Genomic DNA, 15086 nt, shown 5'->3' on the forward strand with positions numbered 1-15086 from the left:
AACTCGGTCTTCCTGTAGTTAAACCTCCCAAATCTATGGAGGAGGTTAGTTATGGCACCTGAACAACTCAATACCTTAATTGCCCTGGCAGACTGGCTTGTGGCTGTGACCTATCGGCGTTCGACGGGCTTCTGCTGCTGGGTGATAACGCCTGAGCTATCGAGCCTCACCGATGGCGAAACCTATGCCAGCAGCAGTGCTGCTCTGGCCGCTGGGCGCAGTCTAGTGCAATATTCCACCGGGCCGCAGATCGACTTTAGCCGCTGCCGCCTTTCGGAATAGCGATCGCCGGCATAGTCCATATCTAAGACCCCACGGCCTGATTCCAGTAGTTGGTAGAATTCGCCCAGCAGCCCTGTTAGAGCCATCGCTTGGGACAATGGATAGGCCCAGTTTACGAGTCTTACCCATGCCCGGAACTCTCATTCGTCAAGTTATCTACGCCGCGCTGACCCTAATCGGCTTCGTCTGGACGAACTACTACCTGGTGCAGTTCACCATCGCTACCAAGGGTGAGTTCACTGCCACCAACCTACTCAATTTTGACTTGTCCACCTTTATTGAGCAGGTTTGGGCTAACCCCGCCTCTAGCTTTATCGCCGTAGACCTCACCATTGCGCTGCTGCTGGTGATCACGTTTATTGTGTCGGAAGGGCGGCGGCTGAAAATCAGGCTCTGGGGCATTTATATCGCTTTGATGTTTGCGATCTCCTTTGCCTTTGGCTTTGCGCTATTTATGTTTGTGCGTGAGCGCAAGCTGGCTGCAACAGCGGTTTCTGACCCCACGGCTTGAGGCTTGCTACAGGCCTGGGGTGGTTTGGGCAAAGAGCGCGTCAAAATCCGTTGTCACGACGGCCCCAGGCGTGCCCTCTGGTTTAGAGATCACGTCAAAGGCTTTGTTGCGGGCGGCGGGCGCTAGCAATGCTTGCACCACCACTTCGGCTACATCAGCGCGGGGAATGGAGGTGGGAATGCCCTCAGGCGGATTGGCTAGCAGTTGGTCATCTTTGCCGACGATCAGCTCGCGCTGGCCCCCCGGTTGATCCTGTAGACCCCCCGCTCGAATAATGGTGTAGTCGAGGCCGGAGTCGATGAGGTAGGCTTCTGCCTTGCGCTTCCAGATCAAAATGTTGCCGTTGGCCATGCGGTTGAGGGGGTGTTGCTCATTGGTGCCGCCCATGGAGCCGACTAGAACGATGTGCTTGATTCCAGCGGCTTTTGCGGCTTCGATCTGGTTGATCTGGCCGTGGTAGTCGACCTGCTCGGGGGTGCCCCCTTCGGGATAGGTGAACTCTGGCCGCTGCCCCGGTTCTGGTGGCGCTTTCATTTGGGGAATGGCGCTGGTGAGAATTACCAGGGCATGGCAGCCTGCTAGCGCGGTTTGAAGGCGATCGCGATCGCTCACATCTCCCAGGTAAAACCCCTCCGTCGTGCCAAACAGCTCTTGCACCTTTGCCTCTGAGCGGGCAAAGCCCTTGACCACAAGCTGCTCTGGCCGCTGCTGAAGTTTTTGCACAGCGATCGCTCCGGTGCGCCCGGTAGCGCCAGTGACTAAAACAGAGAGGGGAGTCGTCATAGAACGGTTCTTCTCCAGATGGGTAATGGTTCTAGAGGTGTTGTAACCCCGTGCAGGTTGTCTTGCCGTTGCCTCCAGTAGACTGCGGCTGACCTAACTATATAGACACGTTCACCATGATTCCATCTAAGCCAAACAGACTCCCACAGTCTATTCAGCTTGGAACCTGAAGGCGAATCTGCTGGTAGGCAGGTTTTGATGGGGCGATAGGCTTTGTTCTAGAGTTGATCGTCTGGATGGGCGATCGCCTGACTACTGAGCTTTTTCTAAATAGTCGAGCCGTAGCTGGTGGTCGGGGCTGAGCAGGCGGCGATAGGCCAGCAGCACCACGCCAAAGATCCCCAGGGCAGCCCCAGCGGCAATCATAAATATAATCACAATTTGGTAGCGCACGGCGTCGATGGGGTTAGCCCCGGCCAAAATTTGGCCGGTCATCATGCCCGGCAGGCTGACCAAGCCCATCACCATCATCGAGTTGATGGTGGGGATCATGCCGACGCGAATGGCGTTGCGCACCTGAGGATGGGCAGCCTCCCAACGGGTAGCTCCCAGGGCCAGTAGGGTTTCGACCTGATCGCGCTGGGTGGTGAGCCCTTCCATAAAGCGGTCTAGCCCCAGGGAAATGCCGTTGAGGGTGTTGCCCAGCACCATGCCCAGCATCGGAATCAGGTACTGCGGGTCGTACCAGGGCTGCACCCGAATGATGCCGACCATGGCAAAGCCCGTCACCAGCGCGGAAGCTGCCAGCACCGACAGCAGGCTGTGCCAGTAGATGCCCGCAAAGCGGCGCTGGGTGCGGTTGACAGCCGAGACGCCTGCGATCGCCGTCATCACTAGCGCGATCGCCAGAATGATCAGGGCATTATCTTGGGTAAACAGCCACTCCAGCACAAAGCCAATCAGCAACAGCTGCACCACCATGCGCAGGGCAGCGATCAGCAGTGATTGACCCAGCCCGAGCCGCAACACCGCCGACAGCCCTACATTCACCACAATCAATAGAGCCGCTAGCGCCAGCTGCCCATAACTAATGGCAATGTAATCGGTTTCCATAGGCCGGGGAGCGGGGTATAGGGTGCAAGGTATAGGGTTCAGGGCCGCACCTTGCACCCTATACCTTGCACCTTACACCCTACAGCCGCTTACACAAATTCCCCCAGGTTGAGCTGGCGATCGGTAACCCGGCGAATTTGCTCGATGTCGTGGCTGGTGAGCAGGCAGGCGCGGCCGGGATACTGAAGCCAGTCGCGCAGTAAGGATTCAACCTGAGCTGTGGTCGCGGCATCGAGGGATGCTGTCGGTTCATCCAGCAAGAGCACCCGAGGACTGAGCTGTAAGGCCCGCAGCAGGGCCATAATTTGCGCTTCGCCGCCGGAGAGCCGAGCGCCCTGCAAGTTTAGAAAGTCTGGGCTACGTCCAAGCTTTTGCAGCCAGGTCTGAAGGATAGTTGGGTCAAAGCGGCGCTGGCGATAGATGTCGAGGTCAAACACCTGGGTAAGGTTGTCTTGTACGGTGCCATCGAGGGCGATCGCGCGCTGGGGCACTATCATCACCTGGCTGCGGTAGGTGGGGAGCCCCCACTCAGACGGAGTTTTGCCCTCAAACCTGACTTCCCCTTGTTGAATTGGGTCGAGCAGCGCCAGGTTGCGCATCAGCAATGTTTTGCCCGTGCCGGAAGGGGCCACCAGACCCACGCAATTGCCAGCCGTCAACTCGAAACTTACTCCGTGCCACAGCCATCGCTCCGACAGTTGGCGACTTAGATTTTCAACCGCCAACAGGGGTTGGTTTGGCTCCATCTTGGGCCTCGTGATCGACAACTTCTGCACTGAGGCTGTTTAGGGCAGCGGCCTCTCTACAATACACAGCTAAGGCTTAGGAAAAGGAGAGCACGATGGAGCCAGCCCAAAACCAACGACAGCCGACCATCATCGGATTCTCGGCAGTGCTCATGTGGGCTACCCTGGCCCTGCTGACTGATCTGAGCGGCACGGTACCGCCCTTTCAGCTGACGGCGATGGCCTTTACGATCGCATTCTTCATTGGCCTAGCCGCCTGGCTGCGAGCGGGGGGCAATGTGCTGCGCCACCTGCGGCTGCCCTGGCCGGTTTGGGCCTTGGGTATCGTCGGGCTGTTTGGCTACCACTTCTTTTATTTCATGGCGCTGCGCCACGCCCCAGCGGTGGAGGCGAGCCTGATCGCCTACCTGTGGCCGCTGCTGATTGTGTTTTTTTCGGCGCTGCTGCCCGGTGAGCGGCTGCGGTGGTTTCACGGGGCGGGGGCGATCGCAGGCTTTCTCGGCGCGGGTCTGCTCGTCACCAAGGGTCAGGGGTTTAGCTTTGATGCCCAATACACCACCGGGTATCTGGCGGCCTTGGTCTGCGCCCTCACCTGGTCGGGCTACTCGATTCTCTCTCGATACTTTGGGGCAATTCCGACCAATGCCGTGGGGGGCTTTTGTGGGGCCACGGCCCTTCTGGCCTGGATCTGTCACGCTCTGTTTGAAACAACGGTAGTGCCGGTTGGGTGGGAGTGGGCGGCGATCCTCGCCCTGGGGCTGGGGCCGGTGGGGCTGGCGTTTTTTACCTGGGATTACGGGGTGAAGCGCGGCAACATTCGCGTACTCGGGGCGCTGTCCTACGCAGCTCCCTTGCTCTCGACGCTGCTGCTGATTGTCTTTGGCCGGGCAGAGGCCACAACGGTGGTGGGGTTGGCCTGTGCGCTGATTGTGGGCGGGGCCGTGTTGGCAACGCTTGATGGCAACGCTTGATTTCTTTAGGCCAAGGGTAGAGAAAGAGCTGGGCTAGTAGAATGGAACACTGCTATGGGCCACTAACCCTACTACTTTGTCTCCCCTAAAATGGCCCATGCTGGGATGGGAAAACCCCGGCTTATTGGGAGGCCGAGCAGCCAAAAAGCAAACACTGAACCCCAGGTTTTTTAATTTTAAGAGCGTTGTATTGATCGCCATAGGGGCTGCTCCTGGTGAATTGTTGCATCCCCTCACAAATTTGTCTGAAACAAGTCTTGCAGTAGCACCTGCACCTTTTCTGGAGTACCTTCATAGACGGCGCTTTCTCGGATGGCCGCGATCGCCGCCAGTTCCCGGTGATTGACCTCGCCATAAGCGATGGGATACACGCGCACGCCGCTCTGCCGAATCACCTCCTTAACTTGGTTGAAGGTGAGGCCATCGGTGCGATCGCCGTCTGTCAACAACAGCAGACAAAACTGGCCGTCGGGGTCTGTTTTTTGCATTGCCATCAGCTCGGCTAGGGCCACTGCCAATCCGTCGTATAGGGCTGTGGAGCCTTCGGGCTGGAGCTGATCAATGGCGGTAAACAGCCGCTTTTGCTCTAGCTCATTAAAGGGAGCCAAATGAATGCGGCGGATGGGGCGATCGCTGAAGGTCACTAGACCAATTTGGTTGCCGGGGTTAATCTGCTGGCTAGCGAACCGCAGCGCCTCCTGCACGGCCTTAAGTCGATTGTTTTGCTCCATCGAGCCGCTGGTATCCACCACCAGCTCCATATAAACAGTGCGACCTCCGTCTTTGCGCTGCTTCCAAAACGCCTGCGCTGCCTTTAGCACCTCCCCGGAGGGCAGCGGCGGAAAGTTGCCCTGCTTGAGATAGTTGGTCTGTATGTGACCCTGCTGAATCGCCTGGTCTTGCATGGGGGCAGCGGTGGCAAAGGCGGCAAAAGCTTTTAGGGCCTCGCGTTCGGCAGGGCTTGTCCAGTCAAAGGCGACCAGGGGCGAGCTTTCAGGTACCCCAAAGGGAATTTCCACCAGGTGAGCAAATTCCGGCTCCTTTTTTAAGTTCACAAAGCTCTGGCGCGACATAACAATTGCCTGAAAGGCGTCGGGGTCTTGCCGCCAAATTTGCTTTAAATCGAGGTAGGTGGGGGTTGTCAGGGCAATCTGCTGCTGAAAGGCGGCAAACACTGAGTTCACCGCTGGATTATTTAAATCCTCTACCCGCAGCGGGGCACCGGTTTGGTCATGTCCCGCTGCTCGCCACAGCAGCGTATATAGAAAGTTGAGCGCCGGGGAGGCAATGTAAGGGTTGCAAAAGCCCACCTCAAACTCCCCCGCTAAGATGGCCGCAACTACGCGGTCGAAGGTTACCTCTCCCTTCTCAGACAGGGTTTCGTATACCTGGGGTTGGAGGGCAAAAATCGCCTGATTTGCGACTAACGCTGGTGCGATCGGGGTCACCGCTACCCCGTCGGCCTTGAGCAATTCTAGCCACAGCTCGTGGGCTGGGGTATAGCCTGCGGGCTTACCTTTCTTTGCGGCGATGATTTGTACCCCCAACCCCGATGGAATGTTGCGCACCCCCACCTGAATCACCTGCCCGGAGGAAAGCGTTTGCCGCCGCTGATTAAACGCCTCAGCCACATCCACCAGCCAGCGCTCATCGGCGCGATTGCCGTTGGCCTTCTCGGCGGAGCTGTAGATCTCGATGTAGACTACCTCGGTATTGCCGGTTGGCTGCGCCCCGTGCAGAGGATAGGTGTTGGGGTCGGGCACCGCATCGGCCAAGGGCGGAATGACCGTGTTGTAGGCAGATGTATCTGAGACGAGCTGAGACTCGACCTGAACTTTAGGCAAAAGTTTCTGGTGCAGGTAGCGATCGGCAGATTCAAAGGACTGGATTGACTTGCCAGGGGTGAGCGGCAGAGAGCTACAGGCCCATAGCCCACTCAGGCATAACCCCACTCCCAGCCATAATTTGAAGCGTTGTGGTTTCATTGCCCTCTCTCTCCTAAAATGCCGTTTTCGTTCTCTGCGATCAGGGTCTTTAGCCAGGTTGTAATTTCAGCCGACGACGTCGACGATGGCTGCTGCAAGGTATCCAAAATTATCTGGTCGCGCAGTTCTTGCAGTTGGGTGTGGGTTTGCTCAAGTCGCTTGTGGCTGCTATATAACTGCTGCTGAGCGAGCTGTTGATAGTGGTAGGTTTTTACTTCCCGAAGGGCCCTTAGAGCCTGGGCTAATTGTTTGACTAAATCCAATACGGTGTGTAGGGTTTCTAGCAAATCAGGGATAAAGGTTAATTCTTTTTGGGCAATTTGGGCCGCAACGGCTTGGATAGCTTCTGCTCGTTGTCGAGCCAACATCCAGAACGAGTGAGGAATATCTGAATATTGGTGTTCTACATGATTTAGGTGGCTTATAAAAACGTCTTTTTGCAAGAGATTAGCCGTATTAGACGTTGCCGAAAACGTTCGCCTATGCTGATTGAATTGTCGCTGCATGGTGGCGATCGCCGCCATACTAGTAATCAAAACGCTAGCAACCACAACCCAGCGCAATCCCAACCACAGCACCATCCCAAAACTGCCTAGGGCTAGAGCTACCAATAAAACCAGCGTATGGGGAAGATGATACCTATACTGTCGGGAATAGATAGCCATAGCGGGAAGTCCCAAATAACGAATTTTGAGGCCTGCAAACGATCGGCTTGAAGCTAGAGCGTTGGGGTAGGTACGATAAGCATTAGTTGCTGAGCATCAAGAATTGGCGGCTCTTAGGCGATCGCCAAACCAATGGAAAAGCAGAGTATTAATGCCCAACAACCGCCAAGAATTAGCGGCACAAAAGTATCCTTAAGTTTGCCAGGACACTGATGCCCAGGTTATTGGATTAGTGATTAGGTTGAAGGCAGAACGGACATCGGTTGCGATCAGCGGTTGCAGATAATTTTGGACTCAGCATCAACGGCTTTCTTCAATCTGCTGCACCGCAACTGTTAGACGGCTTTCAATCAACCACCACCACCACCGCCGCCACCACCACCACCACCACCGCCACCGCCGCCACCGCCACCGCCACCGCCGCCACCGCCACCACCGCCGCCATCACTATAGAAAATAGTTTCTTCAAACTCGCGATGGTAAGAACACTCACGATTGTTGCAGTGTTGAATGACTCGCCTAGTGCCATTGAATTGAGATGTTGGATGAAACAAGACTTCAGATCGAGTTTTGAGCGTAAACTTTCTACAACGTGGACAATGACCATCGGTAATCATCTTCACAAGGAAGATTGGAATTAGTAAGCCTATTAATACGGGGAAGGCATCTAAATAAAATTGAAATTCGTCAAGTTCATCAAACCCGATCTGCTGCCATTGCGGTTGAGGCAGATGCAAAATTGATGAAGGGAAGACAACCTGTACTTCAAGCTCATCCCCAGGTTGCAATGTCTGGTTTGCAACGAATTCAAATGTTGTTCCATCAATCGTTCGGCTAGTAGCGGGAACCCCATAGGCACTGTAGCCGAGGACTTGACCTGACAGAACATTGGGTAAGCGAACAGTAACAGCGCTAGATAGGACAGGGGCTTCGCGATCGGCAAAAATGGCTTTCCAATAAACCTGAGTTTTGTCACCGTTAACGTGTAGTCCGCCGACAACCCGATACTTAACCACAAACACATGGGATTCAGGTGAGTTCAGAGAATGCTGCCAGCGAATCCACAGTTGATTATTTTGAGTTCCTGTCGTTGCATTAACTTGCTGTCCATTTTCTGTGACTGTGACATCTGTAATGTTATCCACCATGTCCAACGGAACGTAGCGATAGCGTTCGTTTGTATAATTGGCTGTAAAAACATAATTCTGTATTTCTGTCACCCACATATCGCCATTAGGTTGAACATCCACTTCTACCTGAATGAAATTCCAGTAGAATGGAACACTTGATGCACTAACATGAACAGTTAAAGTCAGAATAGCTACCAAAGTTGCAATAACTACAGCTGCAATTCGGCAAAGTTTTTGAGAATTAAACATAAAGTAACCCGCGTATTGAGTATCTGGCTAGCTCAACGAAAATACGTAAATTTGCTTGCATAGCTTTATCGGATGAGAGTTTATCTTTATTAATCGGTTATCTATAAACCCTACCTCTGAGAAAAGCTGCTTTCAGTGGTCTATCTACTGAAGAAACTTAGCTAGGTATGAAATTTATTGTTTTACAAAAAGCTGGATGCCAACCAGTGACTTTGCAAGTTTTTCCCAGCCCGTAACCTCAGCCGTCTAACAACCGGTTCAAACAATTACGCCACGGGATGGGCGATCGCCCCTGTGGGTCAGCCAGTGGATTGCATAGTGAGCACCGTAGAACTAGCAACAGCAGGCAAAAGTTGATTACTGATGCGCGACTAATCAGATAGCAATGCCCCCCGAGGGCGATCGCATTTGATCAGGCCTTACCGAAGGTTTTGCCTATGGGAGCCGTGGAACTGATGAGGTAAATCCTACTTAAATAATGAATAAAAGTAAAGTAAAGTTTGATTAAATCCTATAATAGGCCATAAGACTAAGCTTTTGTCAGGGTAATGCCTGAGCTTTGCTTGGGTTGACTAGAATAAAGGCGTCGTAGGTTAGGAATTTTGTGATGGCAAAGCCTTCCCTCAGGGCTACGTCCCAGGGGGTTGAGATGGCCAGTCAGGCTCTCACCCGCATGGGCCTAACTCAGGCTCGCTTAGCTGAGCAAGTAGGCTGTAGTCGTCAGCCAATCACCAATTTCTTTAAAGCAGAGGCAATTTCCCAGACAATTTTTATGCAGATTTGCGATCGCCTTGGTTTGGACTGGCAGGCGATTGCAGGCCTAGCCAACCCCATCGCCATTGCCCCCAATCCAGTACCCCACCCTACCGTTACCCAACTCAGTCTCGATACCCTGGTGCAAACCCTGCGACAGCAGGTCTACCCCAGCATTCGTGAGCGCTGTGGCACTATGCGGGTGCTCGACATGTCGCATCCCGTGGCGGTCAACGATATTTATGCCAGCGTCAACATCCTGGAGCAAATTTCCGGTCGCCGCTACCGACGCGTAGAAGAGTTGCTGCACAGTTGCGATGGTGATTTTGAGCGTCTCGGCCTAGGGGCAATTGCCGAAGAGCGCATGCCCGCTTTAGACGCTGTTAAGACCTATAGAAAATTAATCATTTTGGGCAAGCCTGGGGCAGGCAAAACTACCTTTCTAAAATACCTGGCTATTCAGTGCAATGAAGGAAAGTTTGAACCGGACTGTGTGCCTATCTTTATAACACTGAAAGATTTTGCCGAAGCGGAGGATGAACCCAGCCTGTTAAGCTACATCGCTGATTATTACTATTCTATTGAAACCGCTAATTTAAACTTAGCCGATAGTTTTCAGCAACTATTTGCTGCTGGCAAGGCGCTACTACTACTCGATGGGTTAGATGAAGTTAGAGGAGAAGATCACCAGCATGTTATCAAAGAAATCAGGACTTTCTCAGAACATTTTTGGCAAAACCAATTTATCATAACCTGTCGAATTGCGGCCTGGGATTATGTGTTTGAGAAGTTTAATGAGGTTGAGGTTGCTGATTTCGACCAGGCTCAAATTGAAGCGTTTGCGTCTAAATGGTTTGATCAGAAGGTAGTCAAGCCAGCTCAGTTTCTCAAGCAGCTTAACCAGCATCCTCGCATCAAGCAACTAGCCACAAGTCCTCTGCTGCTGACATTGATTTGTTTGGCCTTCGAAGAGTCAGGCGGCTTTCCTGGCAGCCGTTCCGAGCTCTATAAAGAGGGCATCGATGCTCTGCTGAAAAAGTGGGATGCGAAACGCGGTATTCAGCGTGATCAGGTCTACAAGAACTTATCTCATTTGCGCAAAGAAGACTTGCTGAGTTATCTGGCGCTAATTACGTTTAAAGGGAAAGATCTGTTCTTCAAAAAAAATATTGCTGAACGACATATTGCCGACTATATCTGCAACCTATCTGGAGCCGATGACGCTCCTGAGGCTCTACAAATTGATAGCGAGGTTATTTTGCGGTCGATTGAGGCTCAGCATGGCCTATTGATCGAGCGAGCGAAGGGTATTTACTCCTTTTCTCACCTCACGTTCCACGAGTTTTTTGTGGCCCGTGAGATCGCCATAAATAGCCTTGCGCTGGAGCAGGCTCTTCAAGAGTTGGCAAGCCATGGGACAGACAAACGCTGGCGAGAGGTGATTTTACTCACCACAGAAATGCTGCGGGATGCCTCGCTGCTGCTGCTGCCGCTGAAGCAGACCATTGACCAACTGCTGGCCGATTCGCCCCGGCTACAGCAGTTTTTGCAGGAGGTGAGCGATCGCGCCACCGCCCCCGAATTTGCCCCCTTTAATCCCGCTGCTGCCCGCGCCTTCTGCTTCGATATTGATTTCGATATCGATGAAAACCGTGCTGTGGCCCTGGCCCTCGACAAAACCGTTAATCTGCTGGTTTGCGCCAGCTTTCTCACTCGCATGATGGAGGATATGGACTTGGCCGAGGCCATTGCCGTCGCCCAAGCCTACGATGCTCAGGCCGATCGCGAAGCCAAAATTACTCATGCCAGTTCGGCTAATGCCGTTATGTCGATTGCCATTCAAATTGCCCTAGATTCGGGAGGGTTGGACAATCCAGCCCGTCAAACCCTCAAAACCCTCAGGCAGCGGCTTAAAGGCCACACTGCCGACGACGAGACCGTGCAACAGGTGGCCGATCAAGCCCGCAAAGTTGCTAAGAATCGCCACCATATTGGCCAAGACTGGCATTTCACTCCCTCAGAAAAATCTCAGCTCAAGCAGTACTACACGACAACGCTGCTCCTGGTTCAATGTCTCCAGAGCAATGGCTGTATGCTGTCTCCCAAGCAGCGTCAATCGCTTCAAGCCTCTCTGTTTTTGCCTTTGCCTTAGCATAGAGGTGAGGCCTAAGCGAGGGGCCGAAACGTCGAACCCTGTGCCAACTCACCATTGTATTTGCGATGACTTTCACCCTCTATTCTGTTGCTACCCCTGCGGTCAAACACCTGGGTCCTGAGGGCTACCCAGGCACCGTGAGTATTTGGCAGGACGGCGTGACACTAGCTGGTCCCGGTACGCACTTCGGATTCGTTTACACCGGGTCACCGACCTTAGAACGGCAGGGAGAAGAGGGCCAGGGCAAAACCACCCAGGCCTTTGAACTGGCCCAAGGCATGTATTTTTGTCTACCTGGAACCGGCCAGCTTAAGGGGCAAGGTGCCACTGGCTTAGTCATCACTTGCCCGACCTACCGGGGCATGTTTAGCCTTGGTGGCCCCCTGGAGCCAGCAGGGCGATTGGCCTACATCGATGGCGGCACCAGCAGTTTGCTGATTCCTCCAGTGATTGTGGGCGACCCTTGCCTAAACGCCATGTACTTCCCACCTGGGGTTGAGCAAACGCTGCATACCCATCCCAGCGATCGCCTAGGTCTGGTTGTCGCTGGGGCCGGTGTGGTCGAAACCCCAGAAACTACGGCTAGAGTTGCCGCTGGCGACGTTTTTTGGATTTCGGCGGGCCAATTGCATTGCTTCTGCACTGCCGACAGTCCCCTGACCATAGTGGTGTTTCACCCCGACAGCGAGGGAGGCTTTAACCACCGCGACAACCCCATGCTGCGGCGTACTCTCGTAGATGGCATCAGTGCGGCAGAGTTACCTGAGATTCAAACCCCGGTCGAACTGCTGTTGTCAAGCCTAGGCTCTGAGTAGCAACGATCGCCCTCTAGGGTCATTTATCACCGATTACCTCGCCACCCCAGCACCAGGGTCAAGCCCAACAACAGCGGCGTCAGCCAGTCACCCCAGCGAATGTAGGAAGTCAGGGTTTGGCGGCGATCGAGGGTGGCGCGGTGGGTGAGATAGGTGTGGGGTTCCCCCAGCCACAGGGTGCGACCGTGGTTATCGACTAGGCCAGAAAGCCCGGTATTGGTGACGCGCAGCGCCCAGCGATCGCTCTCCACCGCCCGCAGCACGTCAAACCCGTGGTGCTGCATCATCATCCAGACTGGGTAGGGGTCGTTGTTGGAGGCGGTGACCATGAACTCGCCGCCGCTGCTCACCTGCTGGCGAAACAGCCGACTGTAGGCCGACTCGTAGCACACGCCGACAACACCCTGGCCAACGCTAGTCTCAAACCGCTGGCCGGATGCCCCTGGCACTAGGTAGCTATCCAGCGGCGACAGACGACTGATTAGGCCGCCCAGCACCGCCTCAAAGGGCACGTATTCGCCCAGGGGCACTAGCTGCACCTTGTCGTAGCGTCCGTGGGTTTGGCCGTCGGGCCGCAGTTCGAGCAGGCTCTGGGTGTACTGCGATCGCCCCTCCCCCGGCACTGGCGCGAAAGTACCTAACCACAGGGGCACTCCGGCTTGCTCCACCGTGCGAATGATAGCCGCAATTTGAGGCGCATTCGGATTCCACAGCTGCGGCAGCGCTCCTTCTGGCGTCACCACCGCATCTACCCCCTCGGCCACCAGGGCTCGGTAGCCGTTGATGTAGCCCTCCAACGCCTGGTTAACCCCCTGGGGCGTCAGCTTTTCGCGGGTGGGCACATTGCCTTGAATTAGGCCGAGGCCAAGGGTCTGGGTGGCGGAAACGGCTTCGGTGCGGGCGTAGAGGGTGGCACCGAGGGTATGCCCGAGCAGTACCAGCGCGATCGCGGTGAGGGCGAGGGAGCGGCGGGTGGATGGGTGAATGGGTGGATGGGTGGATGGGGAAAAGGCGAGGGCGAGGAGGCTGTTGGTGGCAACTAGAATGGCGGTGATGGCTCCTGGCCCCGACAGGCGGGTTAGGTGCAAAATCCACAGGTTGTTGGGGCTTTGGGTGAGGCTGAGGGGCGACCAATCGAGGGGGCTGTGGTTGCGTAGCGCTTCGAGGAAGCACCACAGGGCAGTACCGGCGAGAATGAGCCATAGATTACGCCCCGGCCAGCGGTGCGATGCCCAGGCTACTACGCCACCCCAGACAGCAATGCAGACGGAACCCCAAACAACGATAAAGAGCCAAGAGGAGAGCGCGATCGCCACGCTACTTCCCCAAGGCACCCCCATCCACATCAGCGGGTGCAGGTGGGTAATCCAAGCCAGCGAAATGCCGTAATACACCAGCCCCCACAGCAGCCCATAGGCGGCCGCCAACCCGACTTGCGGCGTCGCTAACACTATCCACCACAAAGGCACCAACCCTACCCAAGCCAGTGGCCAGAGACTCCATGGTGGCAGTGCCAAAGCCATCAAAATTCCACTGAGGGCAACTAGACCAGCCTGCCGCCAACTCCAACCAGAGCCAAGATTTCGTAAAAAAGTTGCTGCCACCTTCATTTTCAACCTCAGCTATTCTTCCAACCCGACCCTATGGTTGTCTTACAAGTGTCTGCTCGAACGGTGGGCATTGCCCACCCTACAGTACTGACCAAAGTCGCAAATTAGTCAGTTGGCAATACAGAGGTTTAAACCGATGGCAGATCAATCCTTTCCGTTGGGTCCAGGGCGGCGGCACGGCCCTGGTCGAGGGGGTCTGGGGGCAATCGAAACGCCCCCAGCGGTAGATCTGGCTTTAAAACCCATTGCTCTCCGCTAAGTTAGCGGCGCATTGCTGCGCAAATGCACCCTACGCCTCAAAAAATTGAGGAAGCGACGGCGAGTCACTTCCTCAATACGGTAGTTGAAAACAGAAACCAACGATTTGGAATAAACCGAAGATTCTACTCAGCGGTCGCTAGCTCAGTGCTGCCCCGACGACGGCGGCTAGTCAGCGTATTAAACAGCATCTGACCGATCGCCTTAATCAAGTTGCCTTCCAACTCCTGGAACATCTGCATGTTGACGCCAAAGGCATCGTTAGCCTCTTCGACGATGCGAGCAATCATGGCGTCATCCACCGGAGCCGCATCCATCGACTCACGATACTTGGCCTTAAACGCCTTCTCATCCGAGATTTCGGGGAACTCGTAGAACGCCGTACCCTCGCCCTCAGAGAGGTTCATCGCCCGCTGAGCAATGCCCTTGAGAATTTGCCCACCCGACAGATCGCCAATGTAGCGAGTGTAGGAGTGGCTCACCAGCAGCTCAGGCGCGGTGTTGCCCACTTCGCGGATGCGATCGACATAGCGCTGGCCACCGGCGGTCATCGAAATTTCATTTGCCCAGTTAGGGCCGTAGTAGTAGGCCAGGTCAGACTCTAAAGATGCCTTGCGGTGTAGCTCAGGAAAGTAAATCTTAGAGACAACCGGATGATCTTTGTGACGCTCTAGCTCTTCTTCCATCGCCGCGTAGGCGTAGTAGAAGTTGGCCACCAGCTTGCGGTAAGAGTTCTTCTCAACCACACCCCGCAAAAAGCAACGCACAAAGCCCATGTTTTCGGCCATGGTGTGGGCTTTCTTGGTGCCTTCGCGCAGCTCGGTGGATAGGTTACTGCTCATGCTGACTATCTCGCTCTAGGGTGAATTAAAAGGTGAGGTTTAAACGGAGTTTCGGTTAGACAATGCTTTAGCCAGACACATCGACTTCTGATTATCAAAGCCGCAACATGCCATGACAAAGGCACGTTTGTTTAACTTAGACTTATTTGACGATCGTTTGCATTACGAATTTTTACAGGCAGTTACCCAACGTCACGCCCCTCTCAGGCTCTTCTCAAAATTGATCGGGGAATTTACCGTTGCGCCCCTACTGCTCTGGGCAAGGACGCAACAGTTAG

Annotated in this window: 14 protein-coding genes; 6 read left to right on the top strand and 8 right to left on the bottom strand. The window is 54.5% G+C overall.

Annotated features, from left to right (window positions below; translation table 11 throughout):
- Nucleotides 1–51: 51 nt before the first annotated feature.
- Together H6F75_RS08205 and H6F75_RS08210 are read left to right on the top strand one after the other, a co-directional pair.
- Complete coding sequence (locus tag H6F75_RS08205) at nucleotides 52–282, top strand: hypothetical protein (protein WP_073610626.1); 231 nt, start codon at nucleotides 52–54, stop codon at nucleotides 280–282.
- Nucleotides 283–409: 127 nt separating this feature from the next.
- The gene (locus tag H6F75_RS08210) at nucleotides 410–793 is read left to right on the top strand and encodes a DUF2834 domain-containing protein (protein ID WP_190751002.1); all 384 of its coding nucleotides are present in this window, start codon (nucleotides 410–412) and stop codon (nucleotides 791–793) included.
- A gap of 6 nt (nucleotides 794–799) precedes the next feature.
- Here the strand turns inward: H6F75_RS08210 and H6F75_RS08215 are convergent, their stop codons facing one another.
- The 3 genes from H6F75_RS08215 to H6F75_RS08225 all read right to left on the bottom strand — a co-directional run bounded on the left by H6F75_RS08215 (nucleotide 800) and on the right by H6F75_RS08225 (nucleotide 3375).
- A complete protein-coding gene (locus tag H6F75_RS08215) occupies nucleotides 800–1576 on the bottom strand; it encodes an SDR family oxidoreductase (protein WP_190751004.1) in 777 nt (258 codons plus the stop codon).
- A gap of 252 nt (nucleotides 1577–1828) precedes the next feature.
- Complete coding sequence (gene fetB, locus H6F75_RS08220; protein WP_190751006.1) at nucleotides 1829–2629, bottom strand: iron export ABC transporter permease subunit FetB; 801 nt, start codon at nucleotides 2627–2629, stop codon at nucleotides 1829–1831.
- A gap of 89 nt (nucleotides 2630–2718) precedes the next feature.
- Nucleotides 2719–3375 (bottom strand): ATP-binding cassette domain-containing protein, encoded by a 657-nt coding sequence (locus tag H6F75_RS08225; RefSeq protein ID WP_190751007.1) that lies wholly within the window; start codon nucleotides 3373–3375, stop codon nucleotides 2719–2721.
- A gap of 95 nt (nucleotides 3376–3470) precedes the next feature.
- Between H6F75_RS08225 and H6F75_RS08230 the strand changes: the two genes are divergently transcribed.
- A complete protein-coding gene (locus H6F75_RS08230; protein WP_190751009.1) occupies nucleotides 3471–4346 on the top strand; it encodes an EamA family transporter in 876 nt (291 codons plus the stop codon).
- A 233-nt stretch (nucleotides 4347–4579) separates the two neighbouring features.
- On the opposite strand, the gene H6F75_RS08235 is transcribed toward H6F75_RS08230, so the two are convergent.
- The 3 genes from H6F75_RS08235 to H6F75_RS08245 form a co-directional block, all read right to left on the bottom strand.
- The gene (locus tag H6F75_RS08235; RefSeq protein WP_190751011.1) at nucleotides 4580–6331 is read right to left on the bottom strand and encodes a vWA domain-containing protein; all 1752 of its coding nucleotides are present in this window, start codon (nucleotides 6329–6331) and stop codon (nucleotides 4580–4582) included.
- Nucleotides 6328–6855: a hypothetical protein gene (locus H6F75_RS08240; RefSeq protein WP_190751012.1), complete on the bottom strand. Its 528-nt coding sequence runs from the start codon at nucleotides 6853–6855 to the stop codon at nucleotides 6328–6330. The genes H6F75_RS08235 and H6F75_RS08240 overlap by 4 nt, the downstream gene beginning before the upstream one ends.
- A gap of 491 nt (nucleotides 6856–7346) precedes the next feature.
- Entirely contained in the window at nucleotides 7347–8375 is a 1029-nt protein-coding gene (locus H6F75_RS08245) for a DUF2207 domain-containing protein (protein ID WP_190751014.1), read from the bottom strand.
- 607 nt (nucleotides 8376–8982) lie between these two features.
- On the opposite strand from H6F75_RS08245, the gene H6F75_RS08250 reads away from it, so the two are divergent.
- Nucleotides 8983–11280: an NACHT domain-containing NTPase gene (locus H6F75_RS08250; protein ID WP_190751016.1), complete on the top strand. Its 2298-nt coding sequence runs from the start codon at nucleotides 8983–8985 to the stop codon at nucleotides 11278–11280.
- Nucleotides 11281–11348: 68 nt separating this feature from the next.
- Nucleotides 11349–12098 carry a cupin domain-containing protein gene (locus tag H6F75_RS08255; RefSeq protein ID WP_242019805.1) on the top strand — a complete coding sequence of 250 codons (750 nt, stop codon included), beginning with the start codon at nucleotides 11349–11351 and terminating at the stop codon, nucleotides 12096–12098.
- 26 nt (nucleotides 12099–12124) lie between these two features.
- Here H6F75_RS08255 and lnt read toward each other — a convergent pair whose 3' ends face one another.
- On the bottom strand, nucleotides 12125–13621 hold the full coding sequence (gene lnt / locus H6F75_RS08260; protein WP_190751018.1) for an apolipoprotein N-acyltransferase: 1497 nt from the start codon (nucleotides 13619–13621) through the stop codon (nucleotides 12125–12127).
- A 223-nt stretch (nucleotides 13622–13844) separates the two neighbouring features.
- On the opposite strand from lnt, the gene H6F75_RS28450 reads away from it, so the two are divergent.
- Nucleotides 13845–13967 (top strand): hypothetical protein, encoded by a 123-nt coding sequence (locus tag H6F75_RS28450; RefSeq protein ID WP_277874244.1) that lies wholly within the window; start codon nucleotides 13845–13847, stop codon nucleotides 13965–13967.
- Between the two features lie 124 nt (nucleotides 13968–14091).
- Here the strand turns inward: H6F75_RS28450 and H6F75_RS08265 are convergent, their stop codons facing one another.
- The gene (locus tag H6F75_RS08265) at nucleotides 14092–14808 is read right to left on the bottom strand and encodes a heme oxygenase (biliverdin-producing) (protein ID WP_190751020.1); all 717 of its coding nucleotides are present in this window, start codon (nucleotides 14806–14808) and stop codon (nucleotides 14092–14094) included.
- Nucleotides 14809–15086: the final 278 nt, after the last annotated feature.

Source organism: Nodosilinea sp. FACHB-131, assembly GCF_014695395.1.
Lineage (GTDB): Bacteria > Cyanobacteriota > Cyanobacteriia > Phormidesmidales > Phormidesmidaceae > Nodosilinea.